Here is a 21841-nt window from a genome sequence, read left to right on the forward strand (position 1 = left end):
AATATGATTTCATTATATTACACGGATCTTAACAAAAACGCTCATATTTGACGTAAATCATTATTTTGATTTACTTATTAAGGGATCAAATGAGTCACTTGATTCTCCTCTAAAGTCGGATCTGAACCCGGTCCAGTTGGTGATGGGGACGAAGCATCACCGATTGTATTGATAATTAACGGACCATCCCCATTCGCGCCTAGCAGACCATTGATTATCTCACTTTCGGTATCACCGAAGGCATCACTGAGGTCCACCCCATCAAGAACAATATGTTGTTCAAAAGTGCCATTATGGTCTGCATCAATATCTATTGTGGTGGTGTTAGTTGCATCATTGATAGTGAAATGAAGATACAAGAAAAGGTTGTCGGCCGTTTCACTTTGTAATAGATCACTGAGATCTAATTTATCATTTGCAAGGTCGAAATCGACAATATGGTCTGTTCCAGTTTCGTCTTTATTCCAAACAAAGGTATCACTGCCAGAGTCGCCTCTTAATACATCATCACCCTGTCCGCCGATAATAGTGTCATCTCCTGCACCACCTCGGATGGCGTCATTATGTTTGCCTCCATCGAGTGTATCGTTTCCGGTATGACCATAAATAATATCGCTACCAGTCTGTCCATAGACCATGTCGTTACCACTACCTGCATTGATGACATCCGCACTCTCGCTGGTGACATCAGCAGATAACAGCAGACCATCACTGTCTATGATGCTGTCCGAGCCTGTCAATGTTCCGGTCATAATGTGATGACTGAGCAAAGTTGAAGTGCTCAACTCTATATCGTCGTCAGTATTGCCACTTGTAGAATCCCCCGTTGATCCTGCATAAACTATATCGTTGCCACTGCCTGATTCAATGTGATCTTGACCTGCACCTGAACTGACATTTTGACCTGAATGGGTACTGTAGGCTGTGCCGGATGTAACGAGCACATCACTACCAGATTGATTGGTTATCGTACCCTGTAATCCACCACCGAAATTAACATTCATCTGTTCAGGGTTGGCAGCATTCTCGCCATCCACAACAATAATAGAGTCATTGCCGTCGTTACCATCTACGTTGAGATCAATATCAACAGGTACACCATTAAAGTCTGTTGGCGTTACACCAATAATCAGTTTTGTCGTCGACAGATCTCCATCTGCATCCCTGATGGTATAGACAAAGGTATCAGTCGCATTATCAGGTATGACATTGGTTCCTGCGGTCAATTGATATTCATATACTCCATTTGCATTGAGGACTAAATTACCGTAAGTACCTTGGATAATACTGCCCACACCAGTGAAGATGTCAGTACCGTCATCATTAGTAAAGGCGACACCAACAACTGTTAGGCCATCAGAGCCCAAATCATTGTTGAGTACATTACCCTCCTTATTTGGTAGGTGGTAGCCCACTCCTTCAACGACTTTAGCGATTAATTGATAAGTATTACTCTGGCCTTCAAAAGTTCTAACTGTTGTGACTAGATCTCCATTTTCATCAATAAAACCAAGTACTTTAATCGTGTAGAACTCACCTTCATACTCGAAGGTGACTTCAGGTTGACCGATATTGATAATATCTCTATTAAATTCGGCATCACCGTTATTCGGCGTCTCGTTATGGTCAAAGTTAATATCTATCTGTATGTTAGTTACTACACCAAAGGAGTCGGTGATGGTAAAGTTAACCGTCAATGTCGCTTGCGTAATAGATGAATACACAGGGAAGTTAAAGTGAGTAAAGTCACCTAACACTATATCTTGGTTGAGCTCAAGTACTCCATCAAGGCCTGTATCATTATCGATAAAACTGTAGCCGGAAGCAGCATTAACATCCGCAACTCCCCAGCGCATCTGGTCGAGACCTGTATCGTTATCATTTGAATCAAAACGAGTGAGGTGCGGACCACCACCCGTCCAACTACTCCACTCGCCAACAATACCGGAAGCAACAAACCCATCTGTTAGAACATCAACACCATTAGTGTCTAAAGTTGCACTAGCATGATCATCCAGAATTCCAATTTCTAGGGTTGTAGAACTGGTATCGTTGTCAGTGTCGTAAGCGGTAACACCAAAATTATCACTGAGTTCATCATCCGTTAAGCTATGTGTTTGTGCTGTATTGAGTGTATAGCTGTATGTCACTGTGCCGGTGCTGGCATCATAATCAGTGATTCTTAATGTTCCGTGCTCTCCCTCGATGACAATTGCCGCCGCTGGAGTTGCTGCAAGTAGCATGACTAAGGTTACTGTCGTCGTTACACTGCCATTAGTCAGCTCAAGTTTATTTAATCCATCAGGTGCAGAAACAGTAAACTGTTGTGTTTGTACTACAGGGTCAACCTCAGTTCCTGTTCCACCTGATAACTCACTCTCATCCAAGGTTATTTTAGCCGGTGTTGTGATAGATACAGGATCATCTGTGGCCGTTACATTTATGGTTAGCGTTGAATTATCAGTGCTCGAACCATCGGTTAATATATAGGAGAAGATTGGAGCGGTACCACTGAAGTTAAGTACCGGTGTAAAGGTGTAATTACCATTAGCATTGATAACTATGCTGCCTACGCCATTGATGTTTACAATCTGTCCTGCATTGTAAACAGTGCCATCACCTGCAATTGTAAAGCTTTGTACTGTAACTGGTCCATCAACACTGGTTGTGCCGCCGATAACATTTCCGGAAGTTGGGCCGGTATCCTCAACAATAGTGACGACTTCATTTGGATCGGTGAAGTCATCATTGATGGCATTAACAGTGATATTGACTGTACCCGTATCGGTATCTCCATCTATATCAGTCGCTATATAGTTGAAGCTGACGCTACCGTTATAATTGGCTGTGGGGATAAAGGTCATGGTGCTATTGGCGGCAATAACGACAGTACCGTTACTTACCGTAATGTTTTGAGCGCCGCCAGTTAGCGTGATGCCGTTAATGCTAACCAGTGCGAGTCCACCATCATTGGCAACATCATTTCCAAGCAAATTAATTGCAATAGAGTCATCTTCGTTGACCGTGTAACTGTCATCGTTAGCCACAACTGGGTCATCGACGCTGTTGACTGTGATCGTGACGCTACCAGTGTCAGTGTCGCCATCGGCATCAGTCGCCACATAATCAAAGTTAATGGTGCCGTTGAAGTTTGCATTTGGAATAAAGGTCATGGTGCCATTGGCAGCAATAACCACAGTACCGTTGCTCACGGTAATATTTTGCGCGCCGCCAGTTAGGGTGACCGCGTTAATGCTTTGAATTGCTAGACCACCATCATTAGCAACATCGTTGCCAAGCAAGTTAATCGCTATAGAGCCATCTTCGTTGACTGTGTAACTGTCATCGTTAGCCACAACTGGGTCATCGATGCTGTTCACTGTGATAGTGACGCTACCTGTGTCAGTGTCGCCATCTACATCTGTCGCCACATAATCAAAGTTAATGGTACCGTTGAAGTTTGCGTTCGGAACAAAGGTCATGGTGCCATTGGCTGCAATCACCACAGTGCCGTTACTCACGGTAATATTTTGAGCACCGCCAGTCAGTGTGACACCATTAATACTCTGAATTGCTAAGCCACCGTCATTGGCCATATCGTTGCCAAGTAAGTTAATTGCAATAGAGCTATCTTCGTTGACCGTATAGCTGTCATCGTTAGCGATAATTGGGTCATTGACGCTGTTCACTGTGATAGTCACTGAGCCAGTGTCAGTATCTCCATCTGCATCGGTCGCGATATAATCAAAGTTGATATTACCGTTGAAGTTTGTATCTGGCTCAAAGGTCATGGTGCCATTAGCGGCAATAACCACCGTACCGTTGTCTACGGTAATGTTTTGAGCCCCACCAGTTAGGGTGACTCCGTTAATGCTTTGAATTGCTAGGCCACCATCATTAGCGACATCGTTACCCAGCAGATTAATCGCAATTGAGCCATCTTCATTGAGCGTGTAACTGTCATCGTTAGCAACAACGGGGTCATCTACAGGAGTCACTGTTAGAGTTAGAGTCGCTGTGTCACCAGTATTGGTGGTGTAGGTGATTATAGGAGCGATGCCGTTCCAGTTATCATCTGGGATAAAGGTATAAGAACCTGTAGCGTTGATCACAATTGTACCTACGCTTGCAATCGTGGCGGTCTGTCCCGCTGTGAAATTATCCTGATCGCCATCATTATCAATATCTACGCTGAAACTGACGACTGATGTATTACCAGATTCATCATTGGTTAGAACATTTCCAGTTGCAGTAGTGTCTTCAGTAATCGTTTTCGCGTCATTGACAGCATCAAGGTTATCTTCGGTAACCGTAATGGTGAGGGTTGCAGTATCACCAGTGTTAGTTGTGTACGTGATAACAGGTGCTAGGCCATTCCAATTACTGGCAGGTGTAAATGTGTAGGTACCATTACTATTGATTAAAATAGTACCAACTCCAGTAATGGAAGCTGTTTGGCCAGCGGTAAAGCTGTCTTGATCTCCATCCCCATCTATATCGACAGTGAAATTGATTACCGATGTGCTGGTGGATTCATCATTGTCCAGCACGTTTCCTGTAGCTTGAGTATCCTCGGCTATGGCCTGGGCATCATTATCAGTATCAGAATCAACTACAACATCCTGAGTCGCTGTTGAAGTGTTACCGGCCACATCAGTTACGGTGGCTGTGATGGTATAAGTTGCATCTGGCAAGATAGTGCCAGTGAGATCTAACGTCCAGTTGCCGTTGGCGTCAATGGTAAGCACAGTGTCAGCCACAGTGTAGGTTGTGCCATTAAATGCAACTGATAGGGTGTTGTTATCATCCAAGTCTACGGTACCTGAGATGCTCAAGGTGTTGTCACTGGTGATGTAATCGCTGCTTGAGCTACCTGTATCATCGGTGATGCTTTCAATGGTGACGGTATTACTGTCACCATCGTTGTCTGCGGTAGTATCAACCACGACATCTTGTGTTGCAGTTGCAGTATTACCAGCTACATCGGTTACGGTGGCTGTGATGGTATAGGTTGCATCTGGCAAGATGGTACCAGTGAGATCTAACGTCCAGTTGCCGTTGGCGTCGACGGTGAGTTCAGTGTCAGCCAAAGCGTAGGTCGTGCCATTAAATGTAACTGATAGGACGTTGTTATCATCCAAGTCCACGGTACCTGAGATGATCAGGCTGTTGTCACTGGTGATGTAATCGCTGCTTGAGCTCCCCGTGTCATCGGTGATGCTTTCGATAGTGACGGTATTACTGTCACCATCATTGTCTGCGCTGGTATCAACCACTACATCTTGTGTCGCAGTTGCGGTATTACCTGCTACATCGGTTACGGTGGCAGTGATGGTATAGGTTGCATCTGGTAAGGTGGTGTCAGTGAGGTCTAACGTCCAGTTGCCGTTGGTGTCGACGGTGAGTTCAGTATCAGCCAAAGCGTAAGTCGTGCCATTAAATGTAACTGATAGGGTGTTGTTATCATCCAAGTCCACAGTACCTGAAATGCTTAAGGTATTGTCACTGGTGATGTAATCACTGCTTGAGCTCCCTGTATCATTGGTGATGCTTTCGATGGTGACGGTATTACCGTCGCCATCATTGTCTGTAGTCGTGTCGAGCACGGTGGTGTCAGTGACGTTGCCGGTGTTGCCCGCTAAATCAGTGACGTTCATGGTGACGGTCAAGGTGCCATCGGCCAGACTCGATAAATCTTGTCCAGTGACGCTTACCGTGCCGTTAGCAGCTACCGAAATGTCGGCTGCAGCAACAGTGATCGTCGTGGTGCCATCTGAGATGGTGATGTTGTTAACGGTGCTGCCCACGGCCACTTGGCCTGAGAGCGGTACGTTAGTTGATTCTGTATCGCTGACCAGCTCATCGCCGCCATCGAGGAAATTAATTTGGTTTTCACCATCACCCGTGCCTGGTGCCGTCGTGTCGAGCACGGTGGTATCAGTGACATCGCCGGTGTTACCTGCTAAATCAGTCACGTTCATGGTGACGGTCAAGGTGCCATCAGCAAGACCTGATAGATCTTGGCCTGTGACGGTGACTGTGCCATTAGCGGCGACGGTGATGTCGGCTGCAGCCACGGTAATGGTCGTGGTGCCATCAGAAATGGTGATGCTGTTAACTGTGCTGCCGACAGCCACTTGACCAGAGAGCGGGATGTTAGTTGATTCAGCGTCGCTGACCAGCTCATCGCCGCCATCGAGGAAGTTAATCTGGTTCTCACCATCACCAGTACCTGGCGCAGTGGTATCGAGCACTGTGCTATCAACCACATCGCCAGTGTTACCGGCTTCATCGGTCACGTTCATGGTGACGGTCAAGGTGCCATCAGCCAGACTCGACAAATCTTGTCCTGTAACGGTGACCGTGCCGTCGGCAGCAACCGTGATGTCGGCTACAGCAACGGTGATCGTCGTGGTGCCATCTGAGATGGTGATGCTGTTGACGGTGCTGCCCACGGCCACTTGACCTGAGAGTGGCACGCTGGTTGATTCAGCATCGCTGACCAGCTCATCGCCGCCATCGAGGAAGTTAATTGTGTTCTCGCCATCGCCAGTACCTGGCGCGGTGGTATCTAGCACGGTGGTGTCAGTGACATTGCCGGTGTTACCCGCCAAGTCGGTGATGTTCATGGTGACAGTCAAGGTGCCATCAGCAAGACCAGACAAATCTTGTCCTGCAACGGTGACAGAGCCGTCGGCAGCAGCTGCAATGTCGGCAGCTGCAACGGTGATCGTCGTGGTGCCATCTGAGATGGTGATGCTGTTAACGGTGCTGCCCACGGCCACTTGGCCAGAGAGCGGCACGCTACCCGATTCTGCATCGCTGACCAGCTCATCACCGCCATCGAGGAAGTTAATAGTGTTCTCACCATCGCCCGTGCCTGGTGCCGTCGTGTCCAGTACGGTGGTGTCAGTGACATTACCGGTGTTACCTGCTAAATCTGTCACGTTCATGGTGACGGTTAAAGTGCCATCAGCAAGACCAGATAGGTCTTGTCCTGCAACGGTGACCGTGCCATCAGCGGCAACCGAAATGTCGGCAGCGTTAACGGTGATCGTGGTGGTGCCATCGCTGATGGTGATGCTGTTGACGGTACTGCCCACAGCAACTTGACCAGAGAGCTGAACGTTGGTTGATTCTGCATCGCTGACCAGCTCATCGCCGCCATCGAGGAAGTTAATCTGGTTTTCACCATCACCAGTATCTGGCGCAGTGGTATCGAGCACGGTGGTGTCAGTGACATCGCCGGTGTTACCTGCTAAATCAGTCACGTTCATGGTAACGGTTAAAGTACCATCAGCTAGACCAGAAAGGTCTTGGTCCGTCACGGTCACAATGCCATCAGCGGCGACCGTGATGTCGGCTACAGCAACGGTGATCGTCGTGGTGCCATCTGAGATGGTGATGTTGTTAACGGTGCTGCCCACGGCCACTTGACCTGAGAGTGGCACGCTGGTTGATTCTGCATCGCTGACCAGCTCATCACCGCCATCGAGGAAGTTAATAGTGTTCTCACCATCGCCCGTGCCTGGTGCCGTTGTGTCCAGTACGGTGGTGTCAACGACATCGCCGGTGTTGCCCGCTAAATCGGTGACGTTCATGGTGACGGTTAAAGTGCCATCCGCCAGACCAGACAAGTCTTGGCCGGTAACGGTCACAGTGCCATCAGCGGCGACCGTGATGTCGGCTACAGCAACGGTGATCGTCGTGGTGCCATCTGAGATGGTGATGTTGTTAACGGTGCTGCTCACGGCCACTTGACCTGAGAGTGGCACGCTGGTTGATTCTGCATCGCTGACCAGCTCATCACCGCCATCGAGGAAGTTAATAGTGTTCTCACCATCGCCCGTGCCTGGTGCCGTTGTGTCCAGTACGGTGGTGTCAACGACATCGCCGGTGTTGCCCGCTAAATCGGTGACGTTCATGGTGACGGTTAAAGTGCCATCCGCCAGACCAGACAAGTCTTGGCCCACCACGGTCACAGTGCCGTCTGCAGCCACCGTGATGTCGGCAGCGTTGACGGTGATCGTCGTGGTGCCGTCAGAAATGGTGATGCTGTTGACGGTGCTGCCCACAGCGACTTGGCCGGAGAGTGGGACGTTAGTTGATTCAGCATCGCTGACCAATTCATCGCCGCCATCAAGGAAGTTAATTTGGTTCTCACCATCACCGGTGCCCGGTGCAGTCGTGTCGATTATGGCGCTATCACTTCCTTGGTTGATGTTGCCTGCTACATCAGTAACAACTGCAGTAATGACTAGATTAGTACCTTCTGCTGGTGCATCCATGACCAAGCTTAGGTCATTATCAAGCATGGCTTGGGTGACAGGGCCAGTGAAAATAACATTATTGCCTTGGTCGGTGACGACTAAGGTGTCACCGACAGCGGTGCCTTCACCGAGTTTAATCGTGATGTTGATTTGGCCGTCTAGTTCGGCGTCATTAATGAAACCATCATCATTGGTGTCTTCATCGATGGTGACAGTGGGTGACGCGGGGGCGCCGCTGCCAATGCCATAATCGAGTGTTGCAGCATCAGAGCCGGTGGCGGTGTTGCCCGCCGGGTCGGTGACGGTGGCGGTGATCACCAAATTAGTGCCAGTGACGGGGGCATCGATGGCCAAGCTTAAGCCGCTGTCGAGCATGGCTTGAGTCACTGGGCCATTAAACAGCTCGTTGCCTGCTTGGTCGGTGACGACTAAGGTATCGCCGATGGCGGTGCCTGCTTGTAAGGTGACAGTAATATCGACTTGCCCAGAGAGCTCAACATCATTGATGAAGCCATCATCGTTACTGTCTTCAGTGATGTCCACGGCAGGAGAGAGCGGTGCACCGGTGCCCGTGCCGTAGTCGAGCAGTGCATTGTCAGAGGCAGTGGCGGTGTTGCCCGCCGGGTCGGTGACGGTGGCGGTAACCACGACATTAGTGCCGGTAGCGGGGGCATCAAAGCTGACATTAATGCCGTTATCGAGCATGTCTTGGGTGACGGTTTCGTTATGCAGTTCATTTCCGTCTTGGTCGATGATGAGGATGGTATCACCGAGTGCAGTGCCTGGCATTAAGGTGATGGTGGCATTGATTTGGCCATCAAGCTCAGCGTCATTAATGAAGCCGTCATCGTTGAGGTCTTCGGTTATTTCAACCTGAGGCGCAGCAGGTGCGCCCGAGCCCGTGCCGTAATCGAGTGTCGCAGCATCTGCGCCCGTGGCGGTGTTACCGGCGACGTCAGTGACGTTGGCGGTGACCACTAAGTTGGTCCCCGTGGTCGGTGCATCGATGGCCAGAGCGAGGTCATTGTCAATCATCTCTTGGGTGACGGGGCCACTGAAGATGACGTTATTGTCTTGGTCGGTGACGATTAAGGTATCGCCTACGGCAGTACCTGCGCCGAGTGTGACGGTGATGTTGATTTGGCCATCAAGCTCTGCACTGTTGATGAAGCCATCATCGTTGGCATCTTCAGTGATGTCTACCGTTGGGCTAGCGGGTGCGCCCGTGCCTGTGCCGTAATCCAAGGTTGCGCTGTCATTGCCTGCTGCACTGTCACCATTGGCGTTAGTGATGGTAGCTGTAATGGTGATGTCCGTGCCCGTGGCCGGTGGATTTATATTGAGCAGAAGATCGTTATCGAGCATCGCCTGAGTGACGACATCATTAAATATCTCAACCCCACTTTGGTCTGTGACGACTAAGGTGTCGCCAACCGCTGTACTGGCATCAAGCGTGATGGTGATGTTGACTTGACCATCGAGCTCATCACTGTTGATGTAGCCGTCGTCATTAATGTCTTCAGTAATGTCCACACCCGGTGCGATAGGGGCTGGCGCCTCGACGTAATTGAGGGTTGCTGCATCACTGCCGGTGGCGGTGTTGCCCGCGACATCGGTGACCGTGGCGGTGATAACGATATCGGTACCACTTGGTGGGGTATTCATCACCACCGCAAGGTCATTGTCGAGCATGGCTTGGGTGACCACGCCGCTGAACAGCTCGACATTGTTTTGGTCGGTGACGACCAAGGTGTCGCCGACTACTGTGCCTGCGCCAAGCGTGACGGTGATGTCAATTTGACCATCAAGCTCAGTGTCATTGATGGTGCCGTCATCGTTAATGTCTTCCACGATTTCAACGGTCGGGGTGGCGGGAGCGCCGGTGCCCGTGCCGTAATCCAATGTGGCACTGTCGCTACCAGTACTGGTGTTGCCCGCTGGGTCGGTGACCGTGGCGGTAATAACCAAATTGGTGCCAGTTACCGGTGGGTCAATAGTGACATTGATTCCATCGTCTATCATTTCCTGAGTGACAGGGCCACTGAAGATGACGATATTATCTTGGTCGGTGATGGTGACGGTGTCACCCACTGCCGTGCCTGCGCCTAAAGTGACGGTGGCATCGATTTGGCCGTTAAGCTCGGCATCGTTGATGTAACCATCGTCATTGGCGTCTTCGGTTATTTCAACCAGAGGCGCCGCTGGCGCGCCGGTGCCTGTGCCGTAATCAAGCGTGGCATTATCAGATGCGCTGGCGCTGTTACCCGCGGCGTCAGTGACGGTGGCGGTCACCACTAAATTCGTTCCGGTTGCCGGTGCGTCAAACGCAATCGCAAGACCATCGTCTATCATGGTTTGCGTGACAGTGCCGCTAAACAGCTCAACCCCATTTTGGTCAGTGACGACTAAGGTGTCGCCCACGGCGGTGCCTGCAGTTAACGTGACCGTGATGTCGATTTGACCATCAAGCTCAGCATCATTAATAAAGCCGTCGTCATTACTGTCTTCATCAATCTTAATCATCGGCGCAGCAGGCGCGCCTGTGCCGTAATCGAGTGTCGCTGCATCGGTGCCGGTCGCGCTGTTGCCAGCAGGGTCAGTGACCGTGGCGGTCACCACTAAATTAGTGCCGGTAGCCGGTGCATCTATCGCGATATCAAGGCCGTTATCAAGCATCGCTTGGGTGACCACACCACTAAAGAGTTCGTTGTTGTCTTGGTCAGTGACGATTAAGGTGTCACCGACTGCCGTGCCGGCGCTGAGGGTAACGGTGATGTTGATTTGTCCATCAAGCTCAGCATCGTTGATGTAACCATCGCCGTTGCTGTCTTCAGTGATGTCCACCACTGGCGCGGCGGGTGCGCCAGTGCCTGAGCCATAGTCGAGCAGGGCGTTATCTGAGCCTGCGGCTTCATTGCCCAAGGTGTCGGTGACGGTGGCAGTGATAACCAGATTGGTGCCCGTGGCTGGCGGATCCATCATGAGTGCCAGATCGTCATCGATCATGGCTTGAGTGACGACGCCGTTAAACAGTTCGTTACCAGCTTGGTCAGTGACGATTAGGGTGTCGCCGACGACGGTGTTGGCCCCAAGCGCGACGGTGATGTTGATTTGACCGGACAGCTCCGTGTCGTTGATGAAGCCATCATCGTTGGTGTCTTCCACAATCTCCACGGTTGGCGCAGCAGGAACGGTGACACTGTCATCGTAATCTAGTATTGCACTGTCTGAGCCTGTGGCGGTGTTACCGGCAGGGTCTGTGACGGTGGCGGTGATAACGAGGTTGGTGCCATTAGCTGGCGCATCAATCACAAGTGCAATGTCATTATCAATCATGGCTTGTGTGACAGGGCCAGTGTAGAGCACGTTGTTGTCTTGGTCGGTAATGGTGACAGTGTCACCGATTTCAGTGCCTGAACCTAAAGTGACAGCGATGTTGATTTGGCCATCAAGCTCTGCATCGGTGATGGTGCCATCATCGTTGGTGTCTTCAGTAATATCCACCACTGGCGCCGTGGGAGCCCCGTGCCGTAATCCAAGGTGGCATTATCAGAAGCGGTGGCGGTGTTGCCAGCAGGGTCGGTGACCGTGGCGGTGACGATGACATTGGTGCCCGTTGCAGGGGCATCAAAACTGACGTTGATGCCGTTATCGAGCATGTCTTGGGTGACGGTTTCGTTAACGAGCTCGTTACCGTCTTGGTCGGTGATGAGGATGGTATCGCCGAGTGCAGTGCCGGGGGTTAAGGTGATGGTGGCATTGATTTGGCCATCAAGCTCCGCCTCATTAATAAAGCCGTCATCGTTAACATCTTCAGTGAGCTCAACCAGTGGGGCACCGGGGGCATCAGTGCCGTAATCGAGCATGACACTGTCATCGCCTGTGGCGGTGTTGCCTGCTGGGTCGGTGACGGTGGCAGTGATAACCACAGTGGTGCCCGTTGCGGGCGCATCGATAGCTAAGCTTAAGCCACTGTCGATCATCGCTTGGGTGACAAGGCCAGTGAAAATCACATTATTGCCTTGGTCGGTGACGACTAAGGTGTCGCCGACGGCCGTGCCCGCACCGAGCGTGACAGTGATGTCAATCTGACCGTCGAGCTCGGCATCGTTGATGGTGCCATCTAGGTTAGTGTCTTCGGTAATGTCGACAGTCGGTGCTGCTGGAGCGCCCGTGCCCACACCGTAATCAAGGGTTGCAGCATCATTGCCCGTGGCGGTGTTGCCAGCAGGGTCAGTGACGGTGGCAGTCACGACAATGTTTGTGCCGGTGGCTGGTGCATCCATGAGCACAGCTTGACCGCTGTCTATCATGGTCTGGGTGACGGTGCCAGTGAAGAGCACGTTACTGTTTTGGTCGGTGACGATTAAGGTGTCGCCGACAGCAGTGCCAGCGCCGAGGGTGACGGTGATGTTGATTTGGCCATCGAGCTCAGCGCTGTTGATGTAACCATCATCATTAGTGTCTTCATCGATTTCAACGGTTGGGCCGGCAGGTGCGCCGGTGCCGACGCCGTAATCCAGCGTGGCACTGTCGGTGCCTGCGGCGCTGTTGCCAGCGGGATCGGTGACGGTGGCAGTGATGACGAGGTTGGTGCCTGTGGCTGGCGGATCGATGGCCAGTTGAAGGTCGCTGTCGATCATATCTTGGGTCACGGGGCCGCTGAAGATAACATTATTGTCTTGGTCGGTGACGACGATGGTGTCGCCGAGCTCAGTGCCTTCGCCGAGTTTAACGATGATATTGATTTGACCGTCAAGCTCCGCATCGTTGATGAAGCCATCGCCGTTGGCATCTTCCGTGATGTCAACGGTCGGTGCTAATGGCACACTGCTGCCGTAATCCAAGGTTGCATTGTCGTTGTCGGTGGCAGTGTTGCCAGCTGGGTCGGTGACGGTGGCGGTAATGACGAGGTTGGTGCCGGTTGCTGGCGCGTCCATGACCAAGCTTAGGTCATTATCAAGCATGGCTTGGGTGACAGGGCCAGTGAAAATAACATTATTGCCTTGGTCGGTGACGACTAAGGTGTCACCGACAGCGGTGCCTTCACCGAGTTTAATCGTGATGTTGATTTGGCCGTCTAGTTCGGCGTCATTAATGAAACCATCATCATTGGTGTCTTCATCGATGGTGACAGTGGGTGACGCGGGGGCGCCGCTGCCAATGCCATAATCGAGTGTTGCAGCATCAGAGCCGGTGGCGGTGTTGCCCGCCGGGTCGGTGACGGTGGCGGTGATCACCAAATTAGTGCCAGTGACGGGGGCATCGATGGCCAAGCTTAAGCCGCTGTCGAGCATGGCTTGAGTCACTGGGCCATTAAACAGCTCGTTGCCTGCTTGGTCGGTGACGACTAAGGTATCGCCGATGGCGGTGCCTGCTTGTAAGGTGACAGTAATATCGACTTGCCCAGAGAGCTCAACATCATTGATGAAGCCATCATCGTTACTGTCTTCAGTGATGTCCACGGCAGGAGAGAGCGGTGCACCGGTGCCCGTGCCGTAGTCGAGCAGTGCATTGTCAGAGGCAGTGGCGGTGTTGCCCGCCGGGTCGGTGACGGTGGCGGTAACCACGACATTAGTGCCGGTAGCGGGGGCATCAAAGCTGACATTAATGCCGTTATCGAGCATGTCTTGGGTGACGGTTTCGTTATGCAGTTCATTTCCGTCTTGGTCGATGATGAGGATGGTATCACCGAGTGCAGTGCCTGGCATTAAGGTGATGGTGGCATTGATTTGGCCATCAAGCTCAGCGTCATTAATGAAGCCGTCATCGTTGAGGTCTTCGGTTATTTCAACCTGAGGCGCAGCAGGTGCGCCCGAGCCCGTGCCGTAATCGAGTGTCGCAGCATCTGCGCCCGTGGCGGTGTTACCGGCGACGTCAGTGACGTTGGCGGTGACCACTAAGTTGGTCCCCGTGGTCGGTGCATCGATGGCCAGAGCGAGGTCATTGTCAATCATCTCTTGGGTGACGGGGCCACTGAAGATGACGTTATTGTCTTGGTCGGTGACGATTAAGGTATCGCCTACGGCAGTACCTGCGCCGAGTGTGACGGTGATGTTGATTTGGCCATCAAGCTCTGCACTGTTGATGAAGCCATCATCGTTGGCATCTTCAGTGATGTCTACCGTTGGGCTAGCGGGTGCGCCCGTGCCTGTGCCGTAATCCAAGGTTGCGCTGTCATTGCCTGCTGCACTGTCACCATTGGCGTTAGTGATGGTAGCTGTAATGGTGATGTCCGTGCCCGTGGCCGGTGGATTTATATTGAGCAGAAGATCGTTATCGAGCATCGCCTGAGTGACGACATCATTAAATATCTCAACCCCACTTTGGTCTGTGACGACTAAGGTGTCGCCAACCGCTGTACTGGCATCAAGCGTGATGGTGATGTTGACTTGACCATCGAGCTCATCACTGTTGATGTAGCCGTCGTCATTAATGTCTTCAGTAATGTCCACACCCGGTGCGATAGGGGCTGGCGCCTCGACGTAATCGAGGGTTGCTGCATCACTGCCGGTGGCGGTGTTGCCCGCGACATCGGTGACCGTGGCGGTGATAACGATATCGGTACCACTTGGTGGGGTATTCATCACCACCGCAAGGTCATTGTCGAGCATGGCTTGGGTGACCACGCCGCTGAACAGCTCGACATTGTTTTGGTCGGTGACGACCAAGGTGTCGCCGACTACTGTGCCTGCGCCAAGCGTGACGGTGATGTCAATTTGACCATCAAGCTCAGTGTCATTGATGGTGCCGTCATCGTTAATGTCTTCCACGATTTCAACGGTCGGGGTGGCGGGAGCGCCGGTGCCCGTGCCGTAATCCAATGTGGCACTGTCGCTACCAGTACTGGTGTTGCCCGCTGGGTCGGTGACCGTGGCGGTAATAACCAAATTGGTGCCAGTTACCGGTGGGTCAATAGTGACATTGATTCCATCGTCTATCATTTCCTGAGTGACAGGGCCACTGAAGATGACGATATTATCTTGGTCGGTGATGGTGACGGTGTCACCCACTGCCGTGCCTGCGCCTAAAGTGACGGTGGCATCGATTTGGCCGTTAAGCTCGGCATCGTTGATGTAACCATCGTCATTGGCGTCTTCGGTTATTTCAACCAGAGGCGCCGCTGGCGCGCCGGTGCCTGTGCCGTAATCAAGCGTGGCATTATCAGATGCGCTGGCGCTGTTACCCGCGGCGTCAGTGACGGTGGCGGTCACCACTAAATTCGTTCCGGTTGCCGGTGCGTCAAACGCAATCGCAAGACCATCGTCTATCATGGTTTGCGTGACAGTGCCGCTAAACAGCTCAACCCCATTTTGGTCAGTGACGACTAAGGTGTCGCCCACGGCGGTGCCTGCAGTTAACGTGACCGTGATGTCGATTTGACCATCAAGCTCAGCATCATTAATAAAGCCGTCGTCATTACTGTCTTCATCAATCTTAATCATCGGCGCAGCAGGCGCGCCTGTGCCGTAATCGAGTGTCGCTGCATCGGTGCCGGTCGCGCTGTTGCCAGCAGGGTCAGTGACCGTGGCGGTCACCACTAAATTAGTGCCGGTAGCCGGTGCATCTATCGCGATATCAAGGCCGTTATCAAGCATCGCTTGGGTGACCACACCACTAAAGAGTTCGTTGTTGTCTTGGTCAGTGACGATTAAGGTGTCACCGACTGCCGTGCCGGCGCTGAGGGTAACGGTGATGTTGATTTGTCCATCAAGCTCAGCATCGTTGATGTAACCATCGCCGTTGCTGTCTTCAGTGATGTCCACCACTGGCGCGGCGGGTGCGCCAGTGCCTGAGCCATAGTCGAGCAGGGCGTTATCTGAGCCTGCGGCTTCATTGCCCAAGGTGTCGGTGACGGTGGCAGTGATAACCAGATTGGTGCCCGTGGCTGGCGGATCCATCATGAGTGCCAGATCGTCATCGATCATGGCTTGAGTGACGACGCCGTTAAACAGTTCGTTACCAGCTTGGTCAGTGACGATTAGGGTGTCGCCGACGACGGTGTTGGCCCCAAGCGCGACGGTGATGTTGATTTGACCGGACAGCTCCGTGTCGTTGATGAAGCCATCATCGTTGGTGTCTTCCACAATCTCCACGGTTGGCGCAGCAGGAACGGTGACACTGTCATCGTAATCTAGTATTGCACTGTCTGAGCCTGTGGCGGTGTTACCGGCAGGGTCTGTGACGGTGGCGGTGATAACGAGGTTGGTGCCATTAGCTGGCGCATCAATCACAAGTGCAATGTCATTATCAATCATGGCTTGTGTGACAGGGCCAGTGTAGAGCACGTTGTTGTCTTGGTCGGTAATGGTGACAGTGTCACCGATTTCAGTGCCTGAACCTAAAGTGACAGCGATGTTGATTTGGCCATCAAGCTCTGCATCGGTGATGGTGCCATCATCGTTGGTGTCTTCAGTAATATCCACCACTGGCGCCGTGGGAGCCCCGTGCCGTAATCCAAGGTGGCATTATCAGAAGCGGTGGCGGTGTTGCCAGCAGGGTCGGTGACCGTGGCGGTGACGATGACATTGGTGCCCGTTGCAGGGGCATCAAAACTGACGTTGATGCCGTTATCGAGCATGTCTTGGGTGACGGTTTCGTTAACGAGCTCGTTACCGTCTTGGTCGGTGATGAGGATGGTATCGCCGAGTGCAGTGCCGGGGGTTAAGGTGATGGTGGCATTGATTTGGCCATCAAGCTCCGCCTCATTAATAAAGCCGTCATCGTTAACATCTTCAGTGAGCTCAACCAGTGGGGCACCGGGGGCATCAGTGCCGTAATCGAGCATGACACTGTCATCGCCTGTGGCGGTGTTGCCTGCTGGGTCGGTGACGGTGGCAGTGATAACCACAGTGGTGCCCGTTGCGGGCGCATCGATAGCTAAGCTTAAGCCACTGTCGATCATCGCTTGGGTGACAAGGCCAGTGAAAATCACATTATTGCCTTGGTCGGTGACGACTAAGGTGTCGCCGACGGCCGTGCCCGCACCGAGCGTGACAGTGATGTCAATCTGACCGTCGAGCTCGGCATCGTTGATGGTGCCATCTAGGTTAGTGTCTTCGGTAATGTCGACAGTCGGTGCTGCTGGAGCGCCCGTGCCCACACCGTAATCAAGGGTTGCAGCATCATTGCCCGTGGCGGTGTTGCCAGCAGGGTCAGTGACGGTGGCAGTCACGACAATGTTTGTGCCGGTGGCTGGTGCATCCATGAGCACAGCTTGACCGCTGTCTATCATGGTCTGGGTGACGGTGCCAGTGAAGAGCACGTTACTGTTTTGGTCGGTGACGATTAAGGTGTCGCCGACAGCAGTGCCAGCGCCGAGGGTGACGGTGATGTTGATTTGGCCATCGAGCTCAGCGCTGTTGATGTAACCATCATCATTAGTGTCTTCATCGATTTCAACGGTTGGGCCGGCAGGTGCGCCGGTGCCGACGCCGTAATCCAGCGTGGCACTGTCAGTGCCTGCGGCGCTGTTGCCAGCGGGATCGGTGACGGTGGCAGTGATGACGAGGTTGGTGCCTGTGGCTGGCGGATCGATGGCCAGTTGAAGGTCGCTGTCGATCATATCTTGGGTCACGGGGCCGCTGAAGATAACATTATTGTCTTGGTCGGTGACGACGATGGTGTCGCCGAGCTCAGTGCCTTCGCCGAGTTTAACGATGATATTGATTTGACCGTCAAGCTCCGCATCGTTGATGAAGCCATCGCCGTTGGCATCTTCCGTGATGTCAACGGTCGGTGCTAATGGCACACTGCTGCCGTAATCCAAGGTTGCACTGTCGTTGTCGGTGGCAGTGTTGCCAGCTGGGTCGGTGACGGTGGCGGTAATGACGAGGTTGGTGCCGGTTGCTGGCGCGTCCATGACTAAGCTGAGGTCGTCATCAAGCATGGCTTGGGTGACAGGGCCAGTGAAAATAACATTATTGCCTTGGTCGGTGACGACTAAGGTGTCACCGACAGCGGTGCCTTCACCGAGTTTAATCGTGATGTTGATTTGGCCGTCTAGTTCGGCGTCATTAATGAAACCATCATCATTGGTGTCTTCATCGATGGTGACAGTGGGTGACGCGGGGGCGCCGCTGCCAATGCCATAATCGAGTGTTGCAGCATCAGAGCCCGTGACAGTATTGCCGGCAGGGTCTGTGACGGTGGCGGTGATCACCAAATTAGTGCCAGTGACGGGGGCATCGATGGCCAAGCTTAAGCCGCTGTCGAGCATGGCTTGAGTCACTGGGCCATTAAACAGCTCGTTGCCTGCTTGGTCGGTGACGACTAAGGTATCGCCGATGGCGGTGCCTGCTTGTAAGGTGACAGTAATATCGACTTGCCCAGAGAGCTCAACATCATTGATGAAGCCATCATCGTTACTGTCTTCAGTGATGTCCACGACAGGAGAGAGCGGTGCACCGGTGCCCGTGCCGTAGTCGAGCAGTGCATTGTCAGAGGCAGTGGCGGTGTTGCCCGCCGGGTCGGTGACGGTGGCGGTAACCACGACATTAGTGCCGGTAGCGGGGGCATCAAAGCTGACATTAATGCCGTTATCGAGCATGTCTTGGGTGACGGTTTCGTTATGCAGTTCATTTCCGTCTTGGTCGATGATGAGGATGGTATCACCGAGTGCAGTGCCTGGCATTAAGGTGATGGTGGCATTGATTTGGCCATCAAGCTCAGCGTCATTAATGAAGCCGTCATCGTTGAGGTCTTCGGTTATTTCAACCTGAGGCGCAGCAGGTGCGCCCGAGCCCGTGCCGTAATCGAGTGTCGCAGCATCTGCGCCCGTGGCGGTGTTACCGGCGACGTCAGTGACGTTGGCGGTGACCACTAAGTTGGTCCCCGTGGTCGGTGCATCGATGGCCAGAGCGAGGTCATTGTCAATCATCTCTTGGGTGACGGGGCCACTGAAGATGACGTTATTGTCTTGATCTGTGACGATTAAGGTATCGCCTACGGCAGTACCTGCGCCGAGTGTGACGGTGATGTTGATTTGGCCATCAAGCTCTGCACTGTTGATGAAGCCATCATCGTTGGCATCTTCAGTGATGTCTACCGTTGGGCTAGCGGGTGCGCCCGTGCCTGTGCCGTAATCCAAGGTTGCGCTGTCATTGCCTGCTGCACTGTCACCATTGGCGTTAGTGATGGTAGCTGTAATGGTGATGTCCGTGCCCGTGGCCGGTGGATTTATATTGAGCAGAAGATCGTTATCGAGCATCGCCTGAGTGACGACATCATTAAATATCTCAACCCCACTTTGGTCTGTGACGACTAAGGTGTCGCCAACCGCTGTACTGGCATCAAGCGTGATGGTGATGTTGACTTGACCATCGAGCTCATCACTGTTGATGTAGCCGTCGTCATTAATGTCTTCAGTAATGTCCACACCCGGTGCGATAGGGGCTGGCGCCTCGACGTAATCGAGGGTTGCTGCATCACTGCCGGTGGCGGTGTTGCCCGCGACATCGGTGACCGTGGCGGTGATAACGATATCGGTACCACTTGGTGGGGTATTCATCACCACCGCAAGGTCATTGTCGAGCATGGCTTGGGTGACCACGCCGCTGAACAGCTCGACATTGTTTTGGTCGGTGACGACCAAGGTGTCGCCGACTACTGTGCCTGCGCCAAGCGTGACGGTGATGTCAATTTGACCATCAAGCTCAGTGTCATTGATGGTGCCGTCATCGTTAATGTCTTCCACGATTTCAACGGTCGGGGTGGCGGGAGCGCCGGTGCCCGTGCCGTAATCCAATGTGGCACTGTCGCTACCAGTACTGGTGTTGCCCGCTGGGTCGGTGACCGTGGCGGTAATAACCAAATTGGTGCCAGTTACCGGTGGGTCAATAGTGACATTGATTCCATCGTCTATCATTTCCTGAGTGACAGGGCCACTGAAGATGACGATATTATCTTGGTCGGTGATGGTGACGGTGTCACCCACTGCCGTGCCTGCGCCTAAAGTGACGGTGGCATCGATTTGGCCGTTAAGCTCGGCATCGTTGATGTAACCATCGTCATTGGCGTCTTCGGTTATTTCAACCAGAGGCGCCGCTGGCGCGCCGGTGCCTGTGCCGTAATCAAGCGTGGCATTATCAGATGCGCTGGCGCTGTTACCCGCGGCGTCAGTGACGGTGGCGGTCACCACTAAATTCGTTCCGGTTGCCGGTGCGTCAAACGCAATCGCAAGACCATCGTCTATCATGGTTTGCGTGACAGTGCCGCTAAACAGCTCAACCCCATTTTGGTCAGTGACGACTAAGGTGTCGCCCACGGCGGTGCCTGCAGTTAACGTGACCGTGATGTCGATTTGACCATCAAGCTCAGCATCATTAATAAAGCCGTCGTCATTACTGTCTTCATCAATCTTAATCATCGGCGCAGCAGGCGCGCCTGTGCCGTAATCGAGTGTCGCTGCATCGGTGCCGGTCGCGCTGTTGCCAGCAGGGTCAGTGACCGTGGCGGTCACCACTAAATTAGTGCCGGTAGCCGGTGCATCTATCGCGATATCAAGGCCGTTATCAAGCATCGCTTGGGTGACCACACCACTAAAGAGTTCGTTGTTGTCTTGGTCAGTGACGATTAAGGTGTCACCGACTGCCGTGCCGGCGCTGAGGGTAACGGTGATGTTGATTTGTCCATCAAGCTCAGCATCGTTGATGTAACCATCGCCGTTGCTGTCTTCAGTGATGTCCACCACTGGCGCGGCGGGTGCGCCAGTGCCTGAGCCATAGTCGAGCAGGGCGTTATCTGAGCCTGCGGCTTCATTGCCCAAGGTGTCGGTGACGGTGGCAGTGATAACCAGATTGGTGCCCGTGGCTGGCGGATCCATCATGAGTGCCAGATCGTCATCGATCATGGCTTGAGTGACGACGCCGTTAAACAGTTCGTTACCAGCTTGGTCAGTGACGATTAGGGTGTCGCCGACGACGGTGTTGGCCCCAAGCGCGACGGTGATGTTGATTTGACCGGACAGCTCCGTGTCGTTGATGAAGCCATCATCGTTGGTGTCTTCCACAATCTCCACGGTTGGCGCAGCAGGAACGGTGACACTGTCATCGTAATCTAGTATTGCACTGTCTGAGCCTGTGGCGGTGTTACCGGCAGGGTCTGTGACGGTGGCGGTGATAACGAGGTTGGTGCCATTAGCTGGCGCATCAATCACAAGTGCAATGTCATTATCAATCATGGCTTGTGTGACAGGGCCAGTGTAGAGCACGTTGTTGTCTTGGTCGGTAATGGTGACAGTGTCACCGATTTCAGTGCCTGAACCTAAAGTGACAGCGATGTTGATTTGGCCATCAAGCTCTGCATCGGTGATGGTGCCATCATCGTTGGTGTCTTCAGTAATATCTACCACTGGCGCCGTGGGAGCCCCCGTGCCGTAATCCAAGGTGGCATTATCAGAAGCGGTGGCGGTGTTGCCAGCAGGGTCGGTGACCGTGGCGGTGACGATGACATTGGTGCCCGTTGCAGGGGCATCAAAACTGACGTTGATGCCGTTATCGAGCATGTCTTGGGTGACGGTTTCGTTAACGAGCTCGTTACCGTCTTGGTCGGTGATGAGGATGGTATCGCCG

Annotated in this window: 3 protein-coding genes; all 3 read right to left on the bottom strand. The window is 52.8% G+C overall.

Annotation, left to right across the window (positions count from 1 at the left end; all coding sequences use genetic code 11):
• Positions 1–77: 77 nt before the first annotated feature.
• The 3 genes from HWQ47_RS02925 to HWQ47_RS02935 are packed head-to-tail and all read right to left on the bottom strand — an operon-like array spanning position 78 to position 21774.
• Positions 78–11774, bottom strand: coding sequence for an Ig-like domain-containing protein (locus HWQ47_RS02925; RefSeq protein WP_269969703.1), 11697 nt, complete (start codon positions 11772–11774; stop codon positions 78–80).
• Entirely contained in the window at positions 11690–16696 is a 5007-nt protein-coding gene (locus tag HWQ47_RS02930; protein WP_269969704.1) for a beta strand repeat-containing protein, read from the bottom strand. Before HWQ47_RS02930 ends, HWQ47_RS02925 begins: the two co-directional genes overlap by 85 nt.
• On the bottom strand, positions 16612–21774 hold the full coding sequence (locus tag HWQ47_RS02935; RefSeq protein ID WP_269969705.1) for a beta strand repeat-containing protein: 5163 nt from the start codon (positions 21772–21774) through the stop codon (positions 16612–16614). The genes HWQ47_RS02930 and HWQ47_RS02935 overlap by 85 nt, the downstream gene beginning before the upstream one ends.
• Positions 21775–21841: the final 67 nt, after the last annotated feature.

This window comes from Shewanella sp. MTB7 (assembly GCF_027571385.1).
GTDB lineage: Bacteria > Pseudomonadota > Gammaproteobacteria > Enterobacterales > Shewanellaceae > Shewanella.

Bases quoted from the DNA above. Each gene is read 5' to 3' on its own strand.
- HWQ47_RS02935 (WP_269969705.1), bottom strand. From the start codon at position 21,774: ATGCTCGATAACGGCATCAACGTCAGTTTTGATGCCCCTGCAACGGGC.